At 56.7% G+C, this 19,216-nt stretch carries 24 protein-coding genes; 2 read left to right on the forward strand and 22 right to left on the reverse strand.

Annotated elements, in window-relative coordinates:
- Positions 1-51: 51 nt before the first annotated feature.
- The 9 genes from FHR97_RS09890 to FHR97_RS09930 form a co-directional block, all read right to left on the reverse strand.
- Positions 52-213, reverse strand: a complete 162-nt coding sequence (locus tag FHR97_RS09890) for a hypothetical protein (RefSeq protein ID WP_183383625.1) — start codon at positions 211-213, stop codon at positions 52-54.
- A gap of 228 nt (positions 214-441) precedes the next feature.
- Positions 442-720 (reverse strand): hypothetical protein, encoded by a 279-nt coding sequence (locus tag FHR97_RS09895; protein WP_183383626.1) that lies wholly within the window; start codon positions 718-720, stop codon positions 442-444.
- 129 nt (positions 721-849) lie between these two features.
- Positions 850-1,503: an antitoxin Xre/MbcA/ParS toxin-binding domain-containing protein gene (locus FHR97_RS09900; protein WP_183383627.1), complete on the reverse strand. Its 654-nt coding sequence runs from the start codon at positions 1,501-1,503 to the stop codon at positions 850-852.
- A gap of 85 nt (positions 1,504-1,588) precedes the next feature.
- Complete coding sequence (locus tag FHR97_RS20310) at positions 1,589-2,068, reverse strand: hypothetical protein (RefSeq protein WP_246403894.1); 480 nt, start codon at positions 2,066-2,068, stop codon at positions 1,589-1,591.
- A 118-nt stretch (positions 2,069-2,186) separates the two neighbouring features.
- Positions 2,187-2,624 (reverse strand): BrxA family protein, encoded by a 438-nt coding sequence (locus FHR97_RS09910; RefSeq protein ID WP_246403896.1) that lies wholly within the window; start codon positions 2,622-2,624, stop codon positions 2,187-2,189.
- A 362-nt stretch (positions 2,625-2,986) separates the two neighbouring features.
- Entirely contained in the window at positions 2,987-3,379 is a 393-nt protein-coding gene (locus FHR97_RS09915) for a hypothetical protein (protein ID WP_183383628.1), read from the reverse strand.
- A 2-nt stretch (positions 3,380-3,381) separates the two neighbouring features.
- A complete protein-coding gene (locus FHR97_RS09920) occupies positions 3,382-5,586 on the reverse strand; it encodes a hypothetical protein (RefSeq protein ID WP_183383629.1) in 2,205 nt (734 codons plus the stop codon).
- Entirely contained in the window at positions 5,583-7,169 is a 1,587-nt protein-coding gene (locus tag FHR97_RS09925) for a tyrosine-type recombinase/integrase (protein WP_183383630.1), read from the reverse strand. Before FHR97_RS09925 ends, FHR97_RS09920 begins: the two co-directional genes overlap by 4 nt.
- A complete protein-coding gene (locus tag FHR97_RS09930) occupies positions 7,166-8,383 on the reverse strand; it encodes a tyrosine-type recombinase/integrase (protein ID WP_343065584.1) in 1,218 nt (405 codons plus the stop codon). Before FHR97_RS09930 ends, FHR97_RS09925 begins: the two co-directional genes overlap by 4 nt.
- A 192-nt stretch (positions 8,384-8,575) precedes the next feature.
- On the opposite strand from FHR97_RS09930, the gene ettA reads away from it, so the two are divergent.
- On the forward strand, positions 8,576-10,264 hold the full coding sequence (gene ettA / locus FHR97_RS09935) for an energy-dependent translational throttle protein EttA (RefSeq protein WP_183383632.1): 1,689 nt from the start codon (positions 8,576-8,578) through the stop codon (positions 10,262-10,264).
- Positions 10,265-10,477: 213 nt separating this feature from the next.
- Here the strand turns inward: ettA and FHR97_RS09940 are convergent, their stop codons facing one another.
- The 8 genes from FHR97_RS09940 to FHR97_RS09975 all read right to left on the reverse strand — a co-directional run bounded on the left by FHR97_RS09940 (position 10,478) and on the right by FHR97_RS09975 (position 15,054).
- On the reverse strand, positions 10,478-10,990 hold the full coding sequence (locus FHR97_RS09940; protein WP_221187753.1) for a c-type cytochrome: 513 nt from the start codon (positions 10,988-10,990) through the stop codon (positions 10,478-10,480).
- Positions 10,917-11,783 carry a WD40/YVTN/BNR-like repeat-containing protein gene (locus FHR97_RS09945; protein ID WP_183383634.1) on the reverse strand — a complete coding sequence of 289 codons (867 nt, stop codon included), beginning with the start codon at positions 11,781-11,783 and terminating at the stop codon, positions 10,917-10,919. The genes FHR97_RS09940 and FHR97_RS09945 overlap by 74 nt, the downstream gene beginning before the upstream one ends.
- Before the next feature lie 23 nt (positions 11,784-11,806).
- A complete protein-coding gene (locus tag FHR97_RS09950; protein WP_183383635.1) occupies positions 11,807-12,550 on the reverse strand; it encodes a cytochrome c biogenesis CcdA family protein in 744 nt (247 codons plus the stop codon).
- A 17-nt stretch (positions 12,551-12,567) separates the two neighbouring features.
- Entirely contained in the window at positions 12,568-12,948 is a 381-nt protein-coding gene (locus tag FHR97_RS09955) for a hypothetical protein (RefSeq protein WP_183383636.1), read from the reverse strand.
- Positions 12,945-13,508, reverse strand: coding sequence for a TlpA family protein disulfide reductase (locus tag FHR97_RS09960; RefSeq protein ID WP_183383637.1), 564 nt, complete (start codon positions 13,506-13,508; stop codon positions 12,945-12,947). The genes FHR97_RS09955 and FHR97_RS09960 overlap by 4 nt, the downstream gene beginning before the upstream one ends.
- A gap of 15 nt (positions 13,509-13,523) precedes the next feature.
- The gene (locus FHR97_RS09965) at positions 13,524-13,940 is read right to left on the reverse strand and encodes a DUF411 domain-containing protein (protein WP_246403900.1); all 417 of its coding nucleotides are present in this window, start codon (positions 13,938-13,940) and stop codon (positions 13,524-13,526) included.
- A gap of 88 nt (positions 13,941-14,028) precedes the next feature.
- Positions 14,029-14,724, reverse strand: coding sequence for an SCO family protein (locus FHR97_RS09970; RefSeq protein ID WP_343065585.1), 696 nt, complete (start codon positions 14,722-14,724; stop codon positions 14,029-14,031).
- 75 nt (positions 14,725-14,799) lie between these two features.
- Entirely contained in the window at positions 14,800-15,054 is a 255-nt protein-coding gene (locus tag FHR97_RS09975; RefSeq protein WP_183383639.1) for a hypothetical protein, read from the reverse strand.
- Between the two features lie 257 nt (positions 15,055-15,311).
- Between FHR97_RS09975 and FHR97_RS09980 the strand changes: the two genes are divergently transcribed.
- The gene (locus tag FHR97_RS09980; protein WP_183383640.1) at positions 15,312-15,743 is read left to right on the forward strand and encodes a MerR family transcriptional regulator; all 432 of its coding nucleotides are present in this window, start codon (positions 15,312-15,314) and stop codon (positions 15,741-15,743) included.
- On the opposite strand, the gene FHR97_RS09985 is transcribed toward FHR97_RS09980, so the two are convergent.
- The 5 genes from FHR97_RS09985 to FHR97_RS10005 form a co-directional block, all read right to left on the reverse strand.
- Positions 15,629-16,471: an urease accessory protein UreH domain-containing protein gene (locus tag FHR97_RS09985; RefSeq protein WP_183383641.1), complete on the reverse strand. Its 843-nt coding sequence runs from the start codon at positions 16,469-16,471 to the stop codon at positions 15,629-15,631. The genes FHR97_RS09980 and FHR97_RS09985 overlap by 115 nt on opposite strands.
- Entirely contained in the window at positions 16,472-17,011 is a 540-nt protein-coding gene (locus FHR97_RS09990; protein WP_183383642.1) for a protein-disulfide reductase DsbD N-terminal domain-containing protein, read from the reverse strand. It lies immediately after the preceding gene.
- Complete coding sequence (gene lgt, locus FHR97_RS09995; RefSeq protein WP_183383643.1) at positions 17,008-17,820, reverse strand: prolipoprotein diacylglyceryl transferase; 813 nt, start codon at positions 17,818-17,820, stop codon at positions 17,008-17,010. Before lgt ends, FHR97_RS09990 begins: the two co-directional genes overlap by 4 nt.
- 84 nt (positions 17,821-17,904) lie before the next feature.
- The gene (locus FHR97_RS10000) at positions 17,905-18,429 is read right to left on the reverse strand and encodes a DsbE family thiol:disulfide interchange protein (RefSeq protein ID WP_183383644.1); all 525 of its coding nucleotides are present in this window, start codon (positions 18,427-18,429) and stop codon (positions 17,905-17,907) included.
- A gap of 80 nt (positions 18,430-18,509) precedes the next feature.
- Positions 18,510-19,208: a TVP38/TMEM64 family protein gene (locus FHR97_RS10005; protein ID WP_183383645.1), complete on the reverse strand. Its 699-nt coding sequence runs from the start codon at positions 19,206-19,208 to the stop codon at positions 18,510-18,512.
- Between the last annotated feature and the right edge of the window lie 8 nt (positions 19,209-19,216).

The following is a 19,216-nucleotide window of genomic DNA, read 5'->3' on the forward strand; positions in this document are numbered from 1 at the left end:
CCTAAAATCCGACGCGACAAGAAGTAGTGTATAAGGTACAATACAAAGAGATCAATAATGACACATGCTGACACCATTGGAGAACCTGTCCCATTCAGGCTCAACTTGACCACCTGCTCCAGTACGAGCGTATTTCATCGCTTTCAATGCATGTTCGTACTGTGCGAAAAGCTTGAAAAAGCGAAATGCTAAATTGTCAAGCTCTCCAGTCATGCACCCTCCTTGCACTTCCTAACGAGGCTGTAGAAAAAGGTAAGAACCTTTCAAAAGCCTCGGATTGAATCAATGTTTGCACTGATTTTCGTGCTCTCTCGTAAAATCCATACCAGTTTGGTCAGATTTCGCGTACGAGATCGCTCTTCTGAAGTGCATGGACTTTTGCTACAGCCTCAACGCTGCGAGCAGCGGCGGAACGTCCGCTGCCTTACCTTGTTATGTGTATCAGACAATTTCATACCAAGGAAAGCCAGAGCTTCCTTCGGGGTGGCTAGATGTGCAATAAATCTTATTCCCCCTTATCTGGTAGTGCGGAAAGCCAGAGAAACCATCAGGGTGGCTCATTGCAGGATAGATCTTATCGCCTTTGATCTGATACCAAGGGAAACCACTCGACCCACTTGGATGAGACATGGTTGGATAAATTTTATTGCCCCTGATCTCGAACCATGGAAATCCAGACGAGCCATCAGGATGACTCATAGTTTTTCGAATCTTTGCCATCTAATTACACCTCCATTGGGAGCAGATCGCGCCACATAACACCAATCATCGTGCCTGCTGCATAACAAGGATGAAAGAGCCTACTGCATTTTCCGGCATGTTGGCTTTGGGTCGTTAGCGGACTTAACTTCAGGTATAAACCCCATGCTCCAGTCGCATAATCAGGTCGTAAACTAGCTGAGGATCTTCAACCATAACATCTACCGGTGTACGACCTTGGAGAGAAATCTCTGGGCTCGTCATCCAGCGTTTGGCGCCTTCTTGACTTTCAAACAACCGCTCAGCGGCTTGCCAGATATCTGTCTCAGTAGGCGCCTCCAGGATTTCGCGTCCAACATCGGGCATGTCCTGCCAGGCATTTAGCTCATCAGGGATTGGAGCCTGAGGATCGCACTGTGCCAGTAGCTGATCGAGGGAGTAAGGCCGCTCTTCCGCGGGAACACCCTTGGTGGTGTCTACATCAGGTCGCGTGAGCATTTCTCGCAGCCACACCTCAACCTTCGCGCACACCGTGTCATTTTCTTCAGGTGGTACGAGGGTGGCGTCGATCTCGCCGCTGCGGCAGATGAAGAACTCGTCCGGGATGGTCAGGGCGTAACCACCGCGCAGGTATGCGATGATCTCGCCGCTCATGGCAGCCATGTAGGAACGGTCGCTCTGCAGGCATTCCAGCGCCTCGCGGAAGCTCTCCAGGGGCTGAGGAAAGCGATCACGTAGGTCTATGGTCCGGTAGGCAAAAATCCGGGCTAGCGGGTCTGAAGGGGGGTGTGAGGGCTGTGTCATGGGGAAGCTACCCAGCGGATGGTTTGGCTATCAGGGTAGCCCATGGCCAACGCGGACTACCGTTGCTTCCTTACGGGTACCTGCATCAGTCCAGAAAGGCAGCGATGCCTTCCTCGTCGATCGCCTCATGCACCGCGTCCATGGCGGCCTGGTCGGTGGCGAAGCGGTCGTCCCACACATGGGAGGTGCCACCCTTGTTGACAACTTCAAGTAGCCAATCGTCCTCTTCCTCCAGGCGGTAGATATCCACCTGCAGGGTGTGGCCGTCGCGGGTGATGGCCTTGTCGAGAAAGCCACGCTCATGGAGATAGTCGCGCAGCAGGTTAACGTGGTCGACCGTCAGCTCACTGTGCTGACGGGACAGTACCCCTTCCACGAAGGTGAGGTACTCGCGAACCTGCAGTTCGTGCTCGGGGGGATAGTCGAAGATCCAGAAGCCGATCTCGTTGCTCAGGCCCTGACCGGAGAGGAAGGCCGGGCTGGTGATCTTCTCGGCAATCTGGTTGAGGCGATCCTTCAGGTGAGAATCTTCGCGGTGGGACGGCCCCGGCGTGAGCGGTGACATACGGCTCTCATCCTTGCGTCCGGTGTCGTTCTTCTCGTTATGGTCATACTACGTGCCACGCCTGTGGGTGCGACGTCGTGCGTTCAGGCACGCTACCGCCACCCCGGGTCCATGGCGTTCAACGCGGCCCCAGGGCACTCAGGCAGTCCTGCAGTCGTATCAGGCGGTGGCGTTCCAGCAGAGCGTCCACCTCCGGCCGTAGCAGGAGCGGCCGTAACTTTCGGTTACGACTGTCAGTCATTAAGCCTACTTCGCATAGCATGCGAAAGACCACCTGGCCCATCTTTCGTCTAGAGGAGGCCGTCCACCCGGTAATGGCGGGATCACGATGGGCACGGTCGGCAAGAAAATCATTCCACTGGTAGGGCTCAAGGCGCTCGGCCTGGGTCACGACGGCATCGGCCACCACCGTCTCCAGGAATTCCACCAAGAGCAGGTTGCGGGCCAGCGCCGCGCAGAACGCCACCTGGGTAGCCAGCTGGTCATCCCCCTCACTCAGCACCTCCCAGAACGGCACAGGCAGCCGCTCAAGCCGCTTGCGGATAGCCAGGGCCATGAGGCCGCGCTTTCTGGAGACGATTCTCGTCGATGATGGCCGCCTTCCAGGCCGCGTCATCGACGCCGGTCAGCAGCAGCTCGCGACGATGCGGCTCTCGCGGACCATCAGCGAGCCGCCGATGAGGTCGGAGTCGTAGTGGAAGTCATGGGTGTTAGTATTCATAAGGCTTTGGCTCGTAGAAAAATTGCCTGAATCTATGGAGATTTATCTTCCCCATCCAATGGCGGAAAACTCGTTAAACTCATGCATAGAATAAGATTATCACATGGCAAGTTAGTCAACGCCAATGAAGAGCCAGAAAGCCCGCACCCGATACTCCTAGGCTTACAAGTAAGCAAGTCGCCAAAGCGCCTTCCAAGCTACTTCCTGAACTGAACCAACGGTCGATCCAACATCGCTTGAGATACGCCATGCATATCCGCATTGGCCTGCCAAACAATGAAGCGCTCAAGAAGCTTCTTATTAACCATTTTGAGCTGCTGATTAGCTTCAGTCAGCTTTTCAATACGCTCATTTGCTTGCTGAATATCCTTAACCCAGCCCGGCTTCGAAGTTGATGCTTTAAGCGCAGCTTTGCGATCCTTCATTGCCATATCTACTGCTGGCAGCTTCATCAAAGACTGGCGAGCACGACTAATATTGAGCTTGGCTTTGCAGGCCTCAACCAGAAGAGGCCAAGTCAGCTTGGGCCCAGACCACTCTTCAATCAGCTTGATGATATTGGCTTCATCTTTCTTAGTTAAATGCCCCACAGTTACACCTCAATATCGTCTAAGATTGCTGACAACTCATCCAACGACGGCAACTGCTCATTTTTCGCTTCGATGACGTTGGCGTCCATCAGCCCTGCCATTACTGTGGCATTGTTTGTCAGTGTCCAACCATTATCGACGTTCCACACGATGTCGCCGTTTTCGAGTTCGGGATTCTCCAGGGTTCGGATCAGCGCGTTACACTTATAGAGATCCATACCCACTTTTTTGATCCATTCCGAGGCCCCAAAGATATCGCGAGACTTGGCATCAAGCGCTTTGTCATAGCGGCGCTTAAGGTCTGCGCGCTCTTCTTTGAGATTTGCGAGCTTCACATCATCACCCTTCACACAACCCAGCTTCCCGCATGTCAAGCAGGCCCCCATTTTCGGGCAGGGTTCGGAGGCAAAGTTGTGCACACAGATCCCAACGTGTGTCTGATGGATGACTAGGTCCTGATCACCCTTATGGAGGTCTCTCACATCACTGAGACTCAAAGGTTGGTTTGTTTTGACCTTCTCCAGCCGCTGAGCCGCATTGCTGTGCTTGGTTTTGGGGTGATAGTGCGCAACCCTTTGGGTACGCTCCTCGACGGTCTCATGATTGTAGACCGAGCCCATACTAGTGCGTCCAGAAAACGCATCAATCAACAGTTGTGAAAGGCCCGCTCGGTGCATCTCAGTATTCAGCTCGTGACGGAAAGCATGCGTATTTACATTGAGCTTACCATACCCATGTCGCTCAAAAATATTCTGATAATTATTAGTTTCTCCTAGTTGCTTCCTCAATCGGAAAGGATTGGTGGCGATCTCCACTCCTAAGTCATGGGCCATTTTGGCTCCACTCTTTGTCTCATTAGGCAGGCTACCCGTTCGCACCGTAAATAACGCGTCACGGTACTTTACACGATTTTTACCTTCCCCGGCAGATGTGGTGTACGGAAAGCCTTTAGGCAGATACTTTTCGCGCATTAGCACATTGAGTTTACGCAACGTAATGACTGCTTTATCGTTAAATACATAGTGACTCAGTCTTCCATTCACATAAAATTTTTTCCCATTACTGGCATCCCATCCTGCCCTTATCTCGTCAAGCACTGCCTGCGCGTCTGGACTTAGAGCCTTATTTTTTGCTAAAGAGTCGAGTAATCTATACTTAAAAATATGTCGCGGTGAAACCAGCCGACCACTCTGCAACTTAAGCGCAGCACAGGCTTCATCATACGATAGCGGTTCATCTTGGCCTTTCAGGGGCACACCTTCATGCGACGGATATTCATCGGGATGATCTTCGAGCCATGCTGCATACTGGCGCGCCTCATCAGTGATCGGAGCCACCAGCTCAATGACACGTTCCACTGAAGGCTCCATGCCGGTCACAACTGGCTTAACCGTCGCTCCAAAACCCTTCTCAGCGTACCATCGTAGGAACATACGCTGGCCGCCATTAGCACCCTCTTTAAACACCACAAAATCACGCTCAATATCGGCCAACTCACCGACGCGACTAGGCTGGCTGAGCAGGAGGACACACGCTGATGTAGTTATAATGTCCAGCGGACTGGCCAGATCGTTATTAAACAACTCCCCCAAGGCTATAATGGCTTCACGGCTCGGCAATTTTTTGTCGTGATTTTCCCTCTGTTCCTTCAGCGTACCTGAGGACTTAATTCGCAGCGGCGAAGACCATCGAAAGGGAGTGGCAAGCAACCCTTTCGCCCTCATCAACTTGACTATCCGTTCGAGATTTTTGCCAAGCTGGTATGCAACGTAGTCAGGATGTTTTGTTTTGAAATGTTCACAGGCTCTATTGCAGATAGCAGCCGACAGTCTTGTCACGTCCCGAGTTCCAGACAATTCGACCAGTGCAAGCTCAAGCGCCTTGGCAGCGTAGAGGTACCCCTTCACCGACTGCTTTCCTAGAAAAACTCTATAATAAACAACTAGAGCCTTGACGAAATCTATGAACGGCGGCTGCATATACTTTTTGTCTTTCGCCTTCGCATATCTGGGTGATCCATAGGCAGAGAAGGCACAACCGTAAACTCCCGACTTATGCCACGAATCCATATCCCATCGAATCCCCGCATAAACTCGTTCATTACGAACGCCCTTGGGCAAAGTGGCTTTCGCCCACGCGATAAAGGCATCCAGTTGCGCGGCGGCCTTAAGGTAGCTCTGGGGTTTAAAATCGATGATATTACTCATGCGTCACTTCCGCCTAACTTGCCTGATTCTCGCAGCGCGTTGCAATCGAGAATTACCTTGCGACACGCCAGAATTGCACGATCCCAGAGCACACCCGTAGTTTTATCGGTGGCGATGGTTTGTGCACGGCGACGCTCCAGCCGCTCAAGTGCTGCTCTGTGATCCGCGTCCAAGAGTGGCTGAAATTTACTGCATCCGTAACAAGTGAATGGGGCGTCCAGGTGGCAAACTGTATCGGCACCGCAGACGGCCAAATCCTCAATCTGGCGGTCTATACGATCTCCATTTTTGGCCGAAACTCGGTCCGTCACGATGGTGCCCGTAAAAGCTCTTACGACAAGTGCGAGATGATCACTCATCTTCTCGTCAATCAGCTTCATCAACTCAGCCGATACCGCTCGGTATTTACGGACAGTCCGTGTATTAGAATGCATCAATGCGCTGGCAATTGACCACTCATCCAGCCCTGCATTCGAAAGATCGGTGCCAAGTGTATGCCTGAAGCGATGACCACTGCTGATTTTCAGAGGCTGATGAGTACGCGAAGAAATGGGAAAGTCAGGCATGCTCTCCATTTGAAACAGCCAAGACCATACAACTCCAGAGGCAGCATGAAACTTCGCCTGCGGTGCCTGCTCCAACGCATTTTGATCAGGCTCGTCAACTATGACGGGGGTCAGCTTTAAATCTCCTCCTCTCTTTTCTAGCTTGCGACAAAATAGTGGCACATGCTCAATCGCTTTATCCCAATCGGCTCGACCAGGATATTCCTTCTCAAGTCGAGCGAGGACAATCGACCGATAGGCCTGCACAAAATTGTAAAGATCTTCATCTAAGTTAAAGATCTCGGACTTTGCTCTCCATCCCGCATCATTATCTTTCTGCTTCGCCCAGAAGATTCTAACCTGATAGCCCCGTTCGGTTTTGATAAAGTCGTTAAAGACCATCATCCGTAGTTGCGTACCACGCTGCCCGTAGATCATCAACAGACGCAAATAGAGGTAGCGCTCAGGATCTAAATTGCCGTGACAGAACTGATCATGCGCCCACTGATGTAGGGCGTCTTGCTCTACTTGCGTGAACGGCCCCTGTTCAGGATCTAAGCGCAAGATGACATCGATTTGGGGCCGCTTCCTCCTGGGTAGTGTGTCATAAGCATCAATCAAGGCTTGCGATGGTCGCTGTTCAAGCGATTCACATTCTTGCCAAAATTTCATAAAACTAGCCAGGGTGGAAAAATCGCTCATACAGAAACGCTCGCGCAAATCGATCAGGTGATACTCATTGAGCGGATCTAGCCCTACCTGCACCGCGCGCGAAAGAATTGAAACAGCTGATCTAATAGATGCCTGTGTGACCTCCGCCATGCGGTAGGCCAAGGCGGCGTGTAACCAGCGTCGCCACTCAGACGGAACACAAGCGAGTGCGGCTTGCCAATTGATAGCTCTTACTGTCTTATCAGGTCGCCACATCGGTTCAGAAGGAGTGAAAAACTCGCCGCACTTGGAAAGTCGAGGTGTATTCAGCCAAGCATCGAGAGTGTCCTCCGTCGGTGCTTTAAGTGCGGAAGCTGCTATATTCATTCTGCGCATCCCTTGAAAATTTCAGCCTCAACACTCTTCCTAACCGCCTTGAATCTATCAGAGCGTTTTTTTATTGCTTTATCTGCTTCTTCCTTCCAGAACTTTGCGCCATAGAGGCCCGGCATGTTCGATTCAGGACTCCACCCAAACATCCAAGTTAAGACTTTTTGAACTTGAGTTGTACGATCCTCTGGCGTGAGCTTTTCAAGCTCTTCACGCATGCTTTCAAGCATCGTGTAGACCGAGTCATGCCTCAGAATATGGGGATGAATATGAGCCAGCTCAGGCGCCACCTTTCCGACTCGGGGGAAAACGCCATCCAACGCTTTGATACTTAAAGGTTTACCTTCATTTCGTCTATGAGATACGAGCAAAAAAGGATGCTTTTTCGCTTCAGACGGCCCCTTCGTCATGACACGGTGAGTGTCTACATACTCCTGTAGCGCCCAGATAAGGTCATCACTCATTTGCAACATGCGTTCGTGGGTTTTGAATTGTGGTGCCAGAGCACGCGGGTCGATTCCCTCATCCTCAAGGTTGATAACTGAAAGTTTACCGCTGTGCCAATGAATATCGCTGAGCTTAATCAGAAGCATTTCGGAGCGACGCAACCCCGACTCAAGCCCAAGGAGAAGGATAATATAATTACGAAGCCTCAGCGATTTATTTGCGAAGGGACTCTTGGAATTTTCAGGATGCATGACCTCTAACAAGCGATCACGCTCCTGATTACTCAGCCCTTTCATCTCTTCGTTTTTTCTCTTCTTCCAGGCAGGCTTAGCGGCCTTTATTTTTCGATTGAAACGTCGCTCAACATCATCAGCGGCTGCATCTCGTGTCGCTTCGTCACCTAGCTTGTCATACAGAAACTTGAGGTAGTCACGCACAGCTTCAAGACGTTGCTGTGCATGGGTTCTACCTACCGTTTCATAGCCCGCTGGCAAAAGACGCAAGTCCGCGTACTTTTTATCCAGAGTTTTTTTATTTAATGCAGCATCCGCAACGAATCGTGAAACTTCACTATCAGTTAAATAGCGTGACTTAGGGCGATCTTCTAAGCGCTTTATCAGATCAATTGACTCATACTCTAAGAAGTCTTCAAGCAACCCGATATGCTCTAAATATTTTTGCTGTGTGTTTAATGCCCGACTCGACTGCTCAAGAGTCACATAAATATTCGGATAGTAAACGGGCATATACTCTTGCACCAGCACCTTTCTCCTAGCGCCGTTGCACGTTATTTCTACGACTTTGCAACCCATGACCACCCCACCCAAAACTTGACTTTTCTCAGTATAGTAAAGAATAATAGGGTGGCCAATCAAAAAATAACTTTTCCATTTTGCGCCACGCGCTCAAAAAACCTTCTAAAGTCATGAATTCACAAGCCTATAGGTGTTATTAAGATGGCAAAAGGCGACAAACACGGGCAAACAGGCTCTTACGTCTACACCATGAATCGGGTGGGCAAGGTCGTGCCCCCCAAGAAGCAGATCCTCAAGGACATCTCGCTGTCCTTCTTCCCGGGTGCCAAGATCGGCGTGCTGGGCCTCAACGGCGCCGGCAAGTCGACCCTGCTGCGGATCATGGCCGGGGTGGACACCGAATTCGAGGGCGAGGCCCGCCCGATGCCCGACATCAATGTCGGCTACCTGCCCCAGGAACCCGAGCTCGACGACGCCAAGAACGTCCGCGACACCGTGGAGGAGGCGCTGGGCGCCATCAAGGAGGCCCAGGAGAAGCTCGACGGCGTCTATGCCGCCTATGCCGAGCCGGACGCCGACTTCGACGCCCTGGCCGCCGAGCAGGCGCGCCTGGAGAACATCATCGAGGCCGCCGACGCCCACAACCTGGAGCGCAAGCTGGAGGTCGCCGCCGACGCCCTGCGCCTGCCGCCCTGGGAGGCCCAGGTGGGCAACCTCTCCGGGGGCGAGCGCCGCCGCGTGGCACTGTGCCGCCTGCTGCTCTCCAGCCCCGACATGCTGCTGCTGGACGAGCCCACCAACCACCTGGACGCCGAGTCCGTGGCCTGGCTGGAGCGCTTCCTGCACGACTACAACGGCACCGTGGTGGCCATCACCCACGACCGCTACTTCCTCGACAACGTGGCCGGCTGGATCCTCGAGCTCGACCGCGGCGAGGGCATCCCCTTCGAGGGCAACTACTCCCAGTGGCTCGAGGCCAAGGAGAAGCGCCTGGAACGGGAGGCCAAGCAGGAGGCCTCGCGCCAGAAGGCCATCAAGCACGAGCTGGAGTGGGTGCGCAGCAACGCCAAGGGCCGCCAGGCCAAGAGCAAGGCGCGTCTCAATCGCTTCGAGGAGATGCAGTCAGGCGACTTCCAGAAGCGCAACGAGACCAACGAGATCTACATCCCGCCCGGTCCGCGCCTGGGCGACAAGGTCATCGAGTTCCACGGCGTGTCCAAGCGCTTCGATGACAAGTTGCTCTACGAGGACCTCAGCTTCACCGTGCCGCCGGGGGCCATCGTCGGCATCGTCGGCGGCAACGGCGCCGGCAAGTCGACGCTGTTCAAGCTGATCAACGGCACCGAGCAGCCCGATGCCGGCGAGGTGATCAAGGGCGAGACCGTCGACATCGCCTACGTCGAGCAGCTCCGCGACGCCCTGGACGACAAGCAGACGGTCTGGGAAGCGGTCTCCGACGGCCAGGACATCCTCAACATCAACGGCTACGAGGTGTCGTCGCGGGCCTACGTGGGTCGCTTCAACTTCAAGGGCAACGACCAGCAGAAGCGCCTCTCGGACCTCTCCGGCGGCGAGCGTGGCCGCCTGCAGCTGGCCCAGACCCTCAAGCAGGGCGCCAACGTGCTGCTGCTCGACGAGCCGTCCAACGACCTGGACATCGAAACCCTGCGCGCCCTGGAGGAGGCCCTGCTGGCCTTCCCCGGCTGCGCCCTGGTGATCTCCCACGACCGCTGGTTCCTCGACCGCATCGCCACCCATATCCTCGCCTTCGAGGGCGAGTCGCACGTCGAGTTCTTCGAGGGCAACTACACGGAGTACGAGGCGGACCACAAGAAGCGGGTGGGCGACGACACCCCGCATCGCATGAAGTACAAGCGCATCGACGCCTGAGGCGCTGCGCGCCGGCTGTAAGCCATAAGCTTTAAGCTGTAAGTGAAAACCCCACGGCTGAACTGCACCCCGAAAGTTGGACACACCATCCAACCTTCGGGGTGTTTCTATGAGCAACCAGTACGACGAGGGGTTCAAGCTGATGGTTGTGCAGCCGTCTTGGCGTGAGGACACCAGACTGCGGGAGGGGGCATCGGTGGCCGGGCACTAGGTTCACGGCCTGCCCCGGCTCTCGCTTTCTTCCGCCTGATGACGCCGTTGTTCCGGCGTCCATAACGTCTTGAGATAGTTCACCACGGAGCGAATCTCGGCGGGGGTCAGGAGATCCTCGAAGGCCGGCATCGTCAGGCGCTCGGTCTTGTTCCAGGGGTCGCGCCATCCCTCGGAGACGATCCGGTAGAGCATGGCATCGGAGTGCTTCCAGGTATGCCCCTCCGGCCCGTGGGGGGGAGCCGGCAATTCGCCCCGGGCATTCTTGCGCTCCCAATTCGGCATGCCCTCGCCCTCGATGCCGTGGCAGCTGGCACAATATTGCCGGTAGATCCTTTCCCCCTCTTCCGGCCGAGAGGTATCGGGCGAAGAGGGGCCTCCGTCCGCCATGGCCTGCCCGGCGGCACTCAACGACAGCCACGTTGTGACGAGGAACCAGCGGTTACACACCGGCGGGTGTCCAGGCTTGGCCCTGATCTTCGCTGCGCATGAGTTCTCCCTCCGGATCCAGGCCATCGAGCGTTCCCTCCGGCGCAAGCGTGAGCGCAACGAGCTCCGGGCCATCACCCTTCACCCGTTGCCATTCCTGACCGCCATTGTCGCTGCGCCACAGGCCCTGCTCCGTGGTCACATAGATGCGTTCGGGATCGTCGAGAGCGTAGGCCACGTCATGGACCCGGCCCGCATCGAGCTCTCCAGTTGGTCGCCAGCCGCAGAAGCAGTCCATCGACAGGCGGACCGCATCATCGGACACCGCATAGAGCCAGCCGGTCTGCATGCTGCCCTTCATGTCGGAGTGGATGAGCTGGCGAATGGGCTGCGTCGGACCGCCATCCATTTTCTTCCATGACCCTCCGGCATCGTCGCTCTGGTAGAGACCGTCACCGGCGATCACCGCATAAAGCGTTTCTGGCTGGTTACGGTGTACGGTGAAAGCGATAACGTCCTGGTTAGGCAAGCCACCGTTGAGTTCGTGCCAGGTTTTTCCATGATCGGTGCTGCGCTGCACCCCGATCGAGGGGCCTGCGATATAGAGGGCCTGTTCGGCTGTTGCCGGTACCGATGCCGTTACCAACCGTCCATCCTTCACCGCCTCAGGCAAGGGGATCTCTTGCCAGGTCTCGCCGCCATTCATGCTCTGGGAAAGCTGGTTGGAAGCCACCTTGAGCAGCCGCTCGCCCGTCTGGTCATAACTCAGCGACGGCAATGCCTCCTCGGCGGCCCCGGCCACACCGGCGATGCCCAGACCGGCCACGACCAGGCTCGCCAATGACAGGGCATGCAAGAAGCGACTCGCGATATCCTTCATATCAGTAATTCCTTTAATAATGTCTAGCCAATGCTGCCTAGAGCAGGGAAGGTGCGTAATAACCAATAGGACAAGTCGGTCAGTTTTCCGGTGATCATCAAGATGCCCATCAGGATCATGATCAGCCCGGCCGCCAGATGCATGACCCGGCCCCAGCGGTGCAGGAATTTCCGGTGTTGCAAGAAACGGTCGAGCGAAACGGCACTCAGCAGAAAGGGCACCCCCAGGCCCAGCGAATAAATGCCAAGCAATGCCATGCCGCTCGTGGCGTTGGCCGTTGAAGCGCTGAGGGTCAGAATGGCGCCCAGGATCGGGCCGATACAGGGGGTCCAGCCGAACGCGAACGCCACGCCGAGCAGATAAGCCGCACCGGGCCCGCCCCCCTCCTCCTTGAGCCTGCCGATAAACCGCCATTCTCGCTGTAACCAGTGCAGCGGGATGAGCCCGGTCATGAAGGCACCGAACAGAATGACGATGAGACCGCCGACCAGGTTCGCCTCCTGGCGATAGACCAGCAGTAGGCGACCGATGGCCGTGGCACTGGCCCCCAGCATCAAGAATACCGTGGAAAAGCCGAACACGAACCAGATCGACTGGGTCAACACCCGGAGTCGCTCGCGCCGGTCCGCTTCCTGGATCTGCCCCAGCGAGCGCCCGGCCACGAAGGAGAGATAGCCAGGCACGAGCGGCAAGACACAGGGCGAAGCGAACGAGATCAGGCCCGCCAGAAAGGCCGTCACTAGTCCGATATTGGCAAGCTCCAGCATCCCCCCTTATCCCGTGTCTAGGCGTGGAGCTTGGATACGGGCCGCTCGGATGGCACCTGGCGATCCGCCGCTTGGCGATTGGCAGATGCCGTCTGCGTGGATACCGCGGTAGAGGCTTCCATCCCGGCTTGGACGTCAGGGGCTTCGCCCTGGTCGGTAGCCTTACCTTTCTTGTCCTTGCATTTCATCAGGCACATTGCTCCGCACATGACGAGGCAAGGCAACAGGCTAACCAGGACAGGAGCGATACCCAGCAGGACCAGTTGATCCCAGCCCATGGCAAGGCCACCCACCACGACCACGGCACCCAACAGCATCCAGCGGCGTGGTCCCGTCACCCAGCCTTTCAGTCCAGCTTTTTCTTTGCTCTGTTGGGTCTTGTCGTTACAGCAGCTCATGGCGCTTCCTCTTTGGAGGTTCCTATGGTTTCGGCAAGAAAGTCGATCATCTCGGGGGTATCCCATTCAGCCTCCCCGACCAGGCGTCCGATCTCCCTGCCCTGGCGGTCGAGCAGAAGCGTCGTGGGAATACCCACGGCACCCAGGCTCGCGCTGGCCATGCCGGTTGGATCGACATAGGGGGCAAGATGCTCGATCTCCATCTCCTGATAGAACTCGTTGACGACCGCGATGCCCTGGCGATCGATCGAGAGCGCAACGACCTCGAAATCCGTCCCGCCCAATTCAGCCTGGAGGGCATCCAGGGTAGGCATTTCCTCGCGGCAAGGGCCACACCATGTCGCCCAGATGTTGAGCAGGATCGGCTTTCCATCGAAGTCGGTCAGCGTCAGCGGGGTGCCGTCGCCAGCCTCGAAGCTGATTTCCGACACGTCTCGTGGACTTTCCCAGAGAAGAAATCCATTCGGCCCCACACGTTCAGGCGGTTCGGCGACGGCCGAAGAGGTGATCGCTCCCCACAATGCCGCCGCTAACCAACTGGTTCCGATCAGTTTTCTCATCACCACGGCTTACCTTCAGTGTGTGGCGTAGATTTCTGGTGTGTCGGTTGGCTGGAAGGCCAGGGTAAAGACCTCGAGCGAACCCTGTTTCTCGCCCGACATTCCCGGTGAGCCAAGCGGCATGCCGGGTACGCTCAGGCCTTTGATGAATGGTTCCTCTTCGAGCACCCGAGTGAGGCTTTCCACAGGGACGTGACCCTCGAAAACGTAGTCGTCGATGAGCGTGGTGTGGCAACCATGCAGTTTCTCGGGGACATCGTGCTCGGCTTTCACCTGGGCAAGATCCTGGGTATCGACTGCCTCCACCTCGAACCCGTTTCGTTCGAGGTACTTGGCGTATTCGGCACAGCAGCCACAGTTGGGATTCTTGTAGAGGGTCGCCGACGTCTCGGCTGCCAGTCCCGATAGAGGAAAGGCCAGCAGTGCAGCCATGGTGAGTTTCTTCAGGTGTCTCATAGACTGAGTCTCCATAGAGTTCACGAGAACGCTCGGCAGCGAGGCCGGCTATACTCTCGCGGCATTAGTTGAAGGTGTTGACGACAGCATGACGAATACGATCCCATACCCCGGTGGATAATGTCTCTGGCCCTTCCGCAAGGACTTTTACATAAGAAGTCAGATGCTCAGGCACGAACTCCAGTCCATGAAAGCGGGCACGCATCCGTCCCGATTGGTCGATGACATGAGTGACAACCCCGTGGGCCTGGACGCCCTCGGCCACATCATCGAATCGAAGGCCATAGGCCTCCGCAACCTGGCGGGTGGTATCGGCAGGCTCGTTTTCTGCCCGATAGAGAAAATGCCAGTTGGTGGGGTTCAGATCAAAATTACTACCGTAGGCACGCATATTGTCGCGCGTGCCGGCGATGTCTTCGCTGTCGGTGGCAATGGTAATGAATTCGACCTCATTACGCAGGCCGATGTCGTTGACTTGCCTCTGCACCTCGGCTATCAGGTTCATATGCACCGGGCAGGCTTCCTGGCAGCGGGTGTAGATGAAATTGAGCACCACGACGTTATCTTCCAGTTCGGAAGACGACATGGTATTACCGTCAGCATCGGTCAACGAAAATGCCGGCGCTGGCTGGTCGACGAACTGGGCGTAGCGTTCCCGCTCTTGCAACTCTGCCTCGGCATCTTCGAGGGAATGGGCAAGGGAAGGAAAACTGGTCATCAGTGCCAAGACAAGTAGTGGCGTATAGAATGCTTTTTTCACGTACCGTCCTCCCCTCGCGTCACCCAATCCTGGAGGAGGCTGCTCCTATGCGAAGCAGCCCCGGCCAATGCCACTTCAGGCGTTGCTATCGGTTTCATGCCCCTGTTGCATGTTTTCCATCATGGCATTGCAGTTTTTCATCATGGCATTCATTTCACTCATCATTCCCATCATGCCGTGCATGCCACCTTCCTGCATCATGTTGCCCTGCATGCCCTGACCTTCCATTGACTCCTGCTGATTCTCTTCCTGCGCAAGAAGCGAGCCGGCCCCGAAGCTACCGGTAACGATGATGGCGGCAGTCAAGATCGCAGTATGACGTTTCCGCATGACACTTCTCCTCTATCTTCCTGGGAATCACCTTTCCACCAGCAAGGCTGATGGCACGGCTTGGCTTCGATTTTCACCCGGCAGCGGAGCTGCTTGCTGGAAAGGTATCCTTGAAGCCAACTTCAAGGTCAAGCCCTCATTTTGGAACCTCTGGGCCGGGATGGGATTCCTGTCACGGGACGCCCCAGCCAGGCCTTGACCTTTGGGTGGCCTCAGGGTTGTAAGCTGACTTCAAGTGGGCAGGTGAGGAAAAGGCAATGCGAGTCACCGAACTGGCTCGGGCTGGTGGGGTAACGGCGGAAACGGTACGCCACTACACGCGGGAAGGCTTGTTGCGACCGTGCCGGGATCCGCGCAACGGCTATCACCTCTATGACGCGGAGGCGTTGGGGCGTCTTCGTTTCATCGATTGCCTTCGCTCGCTGGGAGTCGGTCTCCCAGAAATCAAGAAGATATTGACCTGGGCGGACCAAGACAGCCCTCCGGTTGTCGATAGCTACACGCCGCTGGCCGATCAACGGTGCCACGTTCGCTTGAGGATTCAAGAACTCCAGGCGATAGCGCGATGGTTGGATCACACTATCCACGATGACGCTCCCCGGGCTCCCAGCCTGAGGCAACTGATCGAAGCGCTGGGATCGGCGCAACCGGCTATCGTCACGGATGGCCCGCGCAGTGGCCATCCGTGATGCGATGACGTCATGCCGCCGGCTATATCGTCCATGCCGGTCATGGACTGCAGATGCCAGAGTTGCCAGATGGCGAACGCGATGATCAGCAGTGCTGCCATCGTGCGGGTCGCCGGATGCCGGATCCATAGCGAGACGCGCCGCGCCGCCACACCGGTCGCCAGGACGACGGGCAGGGTGCCGAACCCGAAGGCCCCCATCATCGCCGCGGCGCGCAACGGCTCGGCCACGGCCAGACTCCAGGCCAGCATCGAATAGATCAGCCCGCAGGGCATCCAGCCCCAGATCGAGCCCAGCGCGAAGGCCTGGGGCACCTTCACGACGGGTATCAAGCGTCGGCCCACCGGTTCGATACGCCGCCACAGGAAGCGACCCAGGGCCTCGACACGCAGCAAGCCCTTCCACCAGTCGGCGATATACAACGCCATCAGAATCAGCATGACCGCCGCCAGGATACGCAGCACCAGGGCGATACCGTCCAGGGCATGATTGAGCACGGAACCGAGTAGCGCCACCAGGGCACCGGCGATCATGTAGCTGCTGATGCGACCTAGATTGTAGCCGAGCAACAGGCCGGCCAGGCGGCTCGGCTGACGCATGCTGGGGGGCACAGCAAAGGTCAGGGCACTCATGATGCCGCCACACATGCCGATGCAGTGCGCGCCCCCCAGCAGGCCGAAGACGAAGGCCGCCGCCAGCGGCGGCAGGCTCAGGTCGGTGGGATCCATTCAAGGCGCTCCCTTTTCGCTATTCCCAGTATCACGAGGGGGAGAATCGAAAGCTGCCGGAGGCGAGCCGTGGAGCGAGTCGAGCTCGACCTGGTCGGGCGGATAGCAGAGTCCCCGGTCGGAACAGCCCTGAAAGGTCACCGTGATGGCCAGCGGCCCGGCAACGGCGTCGCTTGCCTCGATGGACGCACTGACCACCACCTGGTCATGGAACACGTAAATCTCCCCCAGAGACGCATGCACCATGGATTCGCCGGGTGGCAAGGCCAGTTCACCGAAACTGACCCCGGGATCGCGGCTGTCAAGCGCGAACTGGTACCGGTGAAGATAATAGTCCTCGGCGATGATGAAGCCGACATAGAGCCGTTCATCGTCTCGCCAGGCGCTGGCCCGGAAGGCTTCTTTAGCCGGCAGGAATTCCCGTTGAGCCGAGTAACTGAAGGTGGTGATCTTGCCACCGCCCACGGGAAACTCTCCACGGGCCGCTATGGGTGTGGCGACGAACAGCAGCACCAGCAGAGAAGCGAGGGCCGTGTTCATGAGGCTGCCGCCGCTTTCGCCTTATCCACCGGCTGGCGCCTCGACCAGGCGATCAGGGCAAGGCCCGCGACGAGCATCGGCAGGGTCAACAGCTGCCCCATGGTCAGCCAGCCGAAGGCGATGAACCCCAACTGGGGGTCGGGCAGGCGCACGAACTCCACGGTGAATCGGAAGGCGCCGTAGAACATCAGGAACAACCCGGAGATCATGCCCCGCTGGTGCGGTCGGCGCGACAACCACCACAGCACGGCGAACAGCACCACGCCTTCAAGGGCGAACTCGTAGAGTGCCGAGGGATGGCGCGGCTCCGGCCCCAGCCCCATCATAGGGGGGAACGCCATGGCCCAGGGAACGTCGCTGATACGCCCCGGCAACTCGTGATTGATGAAATTGCCAAGCCGCCCGGCACCCAGGCCGATCGGCACCAGCGGGGCGATGAAATCGGTCAACTGAAAGAAGGCCAGGCGGTGCTTGCGGGCAAACAGCAACGCCGCAATCAACACACCGGCAAGCCCGCCATGGAAACTCATGCCCCCTTCCCAGATCTTGAATAGCCACCAAGGGTTGGCCAGGAGTTGATCGAACCCATAGAACAGCACGTAACCCAGGCGGCCACCGAGTACTACCCCCACGGCGCCATAGAAGAGCAGGTCGCCGATATCGTCGTGACTCAGGCCCAGGCGGTGGGCACGTCGTCGACCCAGCCACCAAGCGGCGATGAAGCCCACGACATACATCAGGCCATACCAGTGAATCTTCACTGGCCCAAGGGAAATGGCCACGGGATCGATCTGAGGATATTGCAGCATGAGTCTTCCTTATGTTCTGGCAACCAATGCCTATCGCCGAGTTAGCGCGTGATCATGATGGCCGAGACTGCCGTGCCCGGATCATCAATGCCATTTTTCCACCTCCCGCATGACCCGCTCGACATCGTCGGGGGTGATATATCCCGTGTGCTTATAGCGAATGAAGCCATCGGCATCGACGAGGAAGGTTTCCGGCACGCCGTAGACGCCGAGTTCGAAACCCAAGTCGCCATCCGGATCGAAGATATTGACTTCGAAGGGATGGCCGAACTCGTCAAGAAACTCCCGCCCTTTGGCGCGGGTATCCTTGTAGTCGATGCCGATCAAGCGTACGCCCCGTTCGGCGAGTGTCAGCAACTGGGGCATTTCTTCCTTGCAGGTCGGGCACCACTCGGCCCAGACATTGACCAGCGTGACCTGCCCGCGTAGTAGCGACTCATCGACCCGTGCATCGGGATCCTCCAGTGTCGAAAGGGTAAAGGCCGGAAACGGCTGGGCCAGTAGTGCCGAATCACGGGCACTGGGATCCATAGCCAAGCCTCGGTAGAGAAAGAAACCCAGCCCCAGGAAAATCAACAGGGGTAAAAGCAGTAACAATCGCCGTTTCACGTATGAACCTCACGGGAGAGGAGGAATTCAGGTGCCACTGAGCGCTGACGCCGATAGCGACGGCCGGCCTCTTCAGCCCGTCAATTCGAGCTATTCCGTCGTTTTCGATGCAGAGCCCAAACGAGTTTCGCCAGGATCGGAAATAGCGTGATTCCGCTGATCAGGATCAACGCGACCGTGAGACCGCGGGAGTCGGCGGTAATGAGGACTTCGCCGAAAATGACGATCAGGTACGCCGTCGGAATCACGCCGGCCAGCGTGGCGATCAAGAAACGCCAGAAGGCCAGCGGTGTGAGGCCCGCCGCGTAACTGACCGCATCGAATGAAATGAACGGCACCAATCGCGATGCGAAAACGACGAGCATCAACCCTGTCTGAGAGCGCTCCTTTTCCAGCCAGGCCAACATGGGACGTATACGCGACCAGCGATGCATCGCCTCGTAGCCGAGCAGGCGGGCAATGCCGAAGGCAATCAGTGCGCCGGCCTCGGCACCGATGACCACATACACGGTTCCCCAAACAGGACCGTAGGACGCCCCGGCCGCCATGGCGATCGGTCCGCTGGGTATTGGGCTCATGACAATGGCCGCTATCATCATGGCCATAATGGCCAGCGGCCCCCAGAAACCCAGTTGACCAACCCACTCGCGCAAGGCCCTCTTATCAGAGAATATCGATAAGGCACCGGTCTCCAACAGGGCCCAGTAGAGAGCCGCTAAGCCAATCAGTAGGGTGGCTCCCAATATGAGCCTATGCTTTACACCAAGCTTGCTTGTCATTTCCGTCT

It is taken from the genome of Halomonas stenophila, assembly GCF_014192275.1.
Classification (GTDB): Bacteria; Pseudomonadota; Gammaproteobacteria; order Pseudomonadales; family Halomonadaceae; genus Halomonas; species Halomonas stenophila.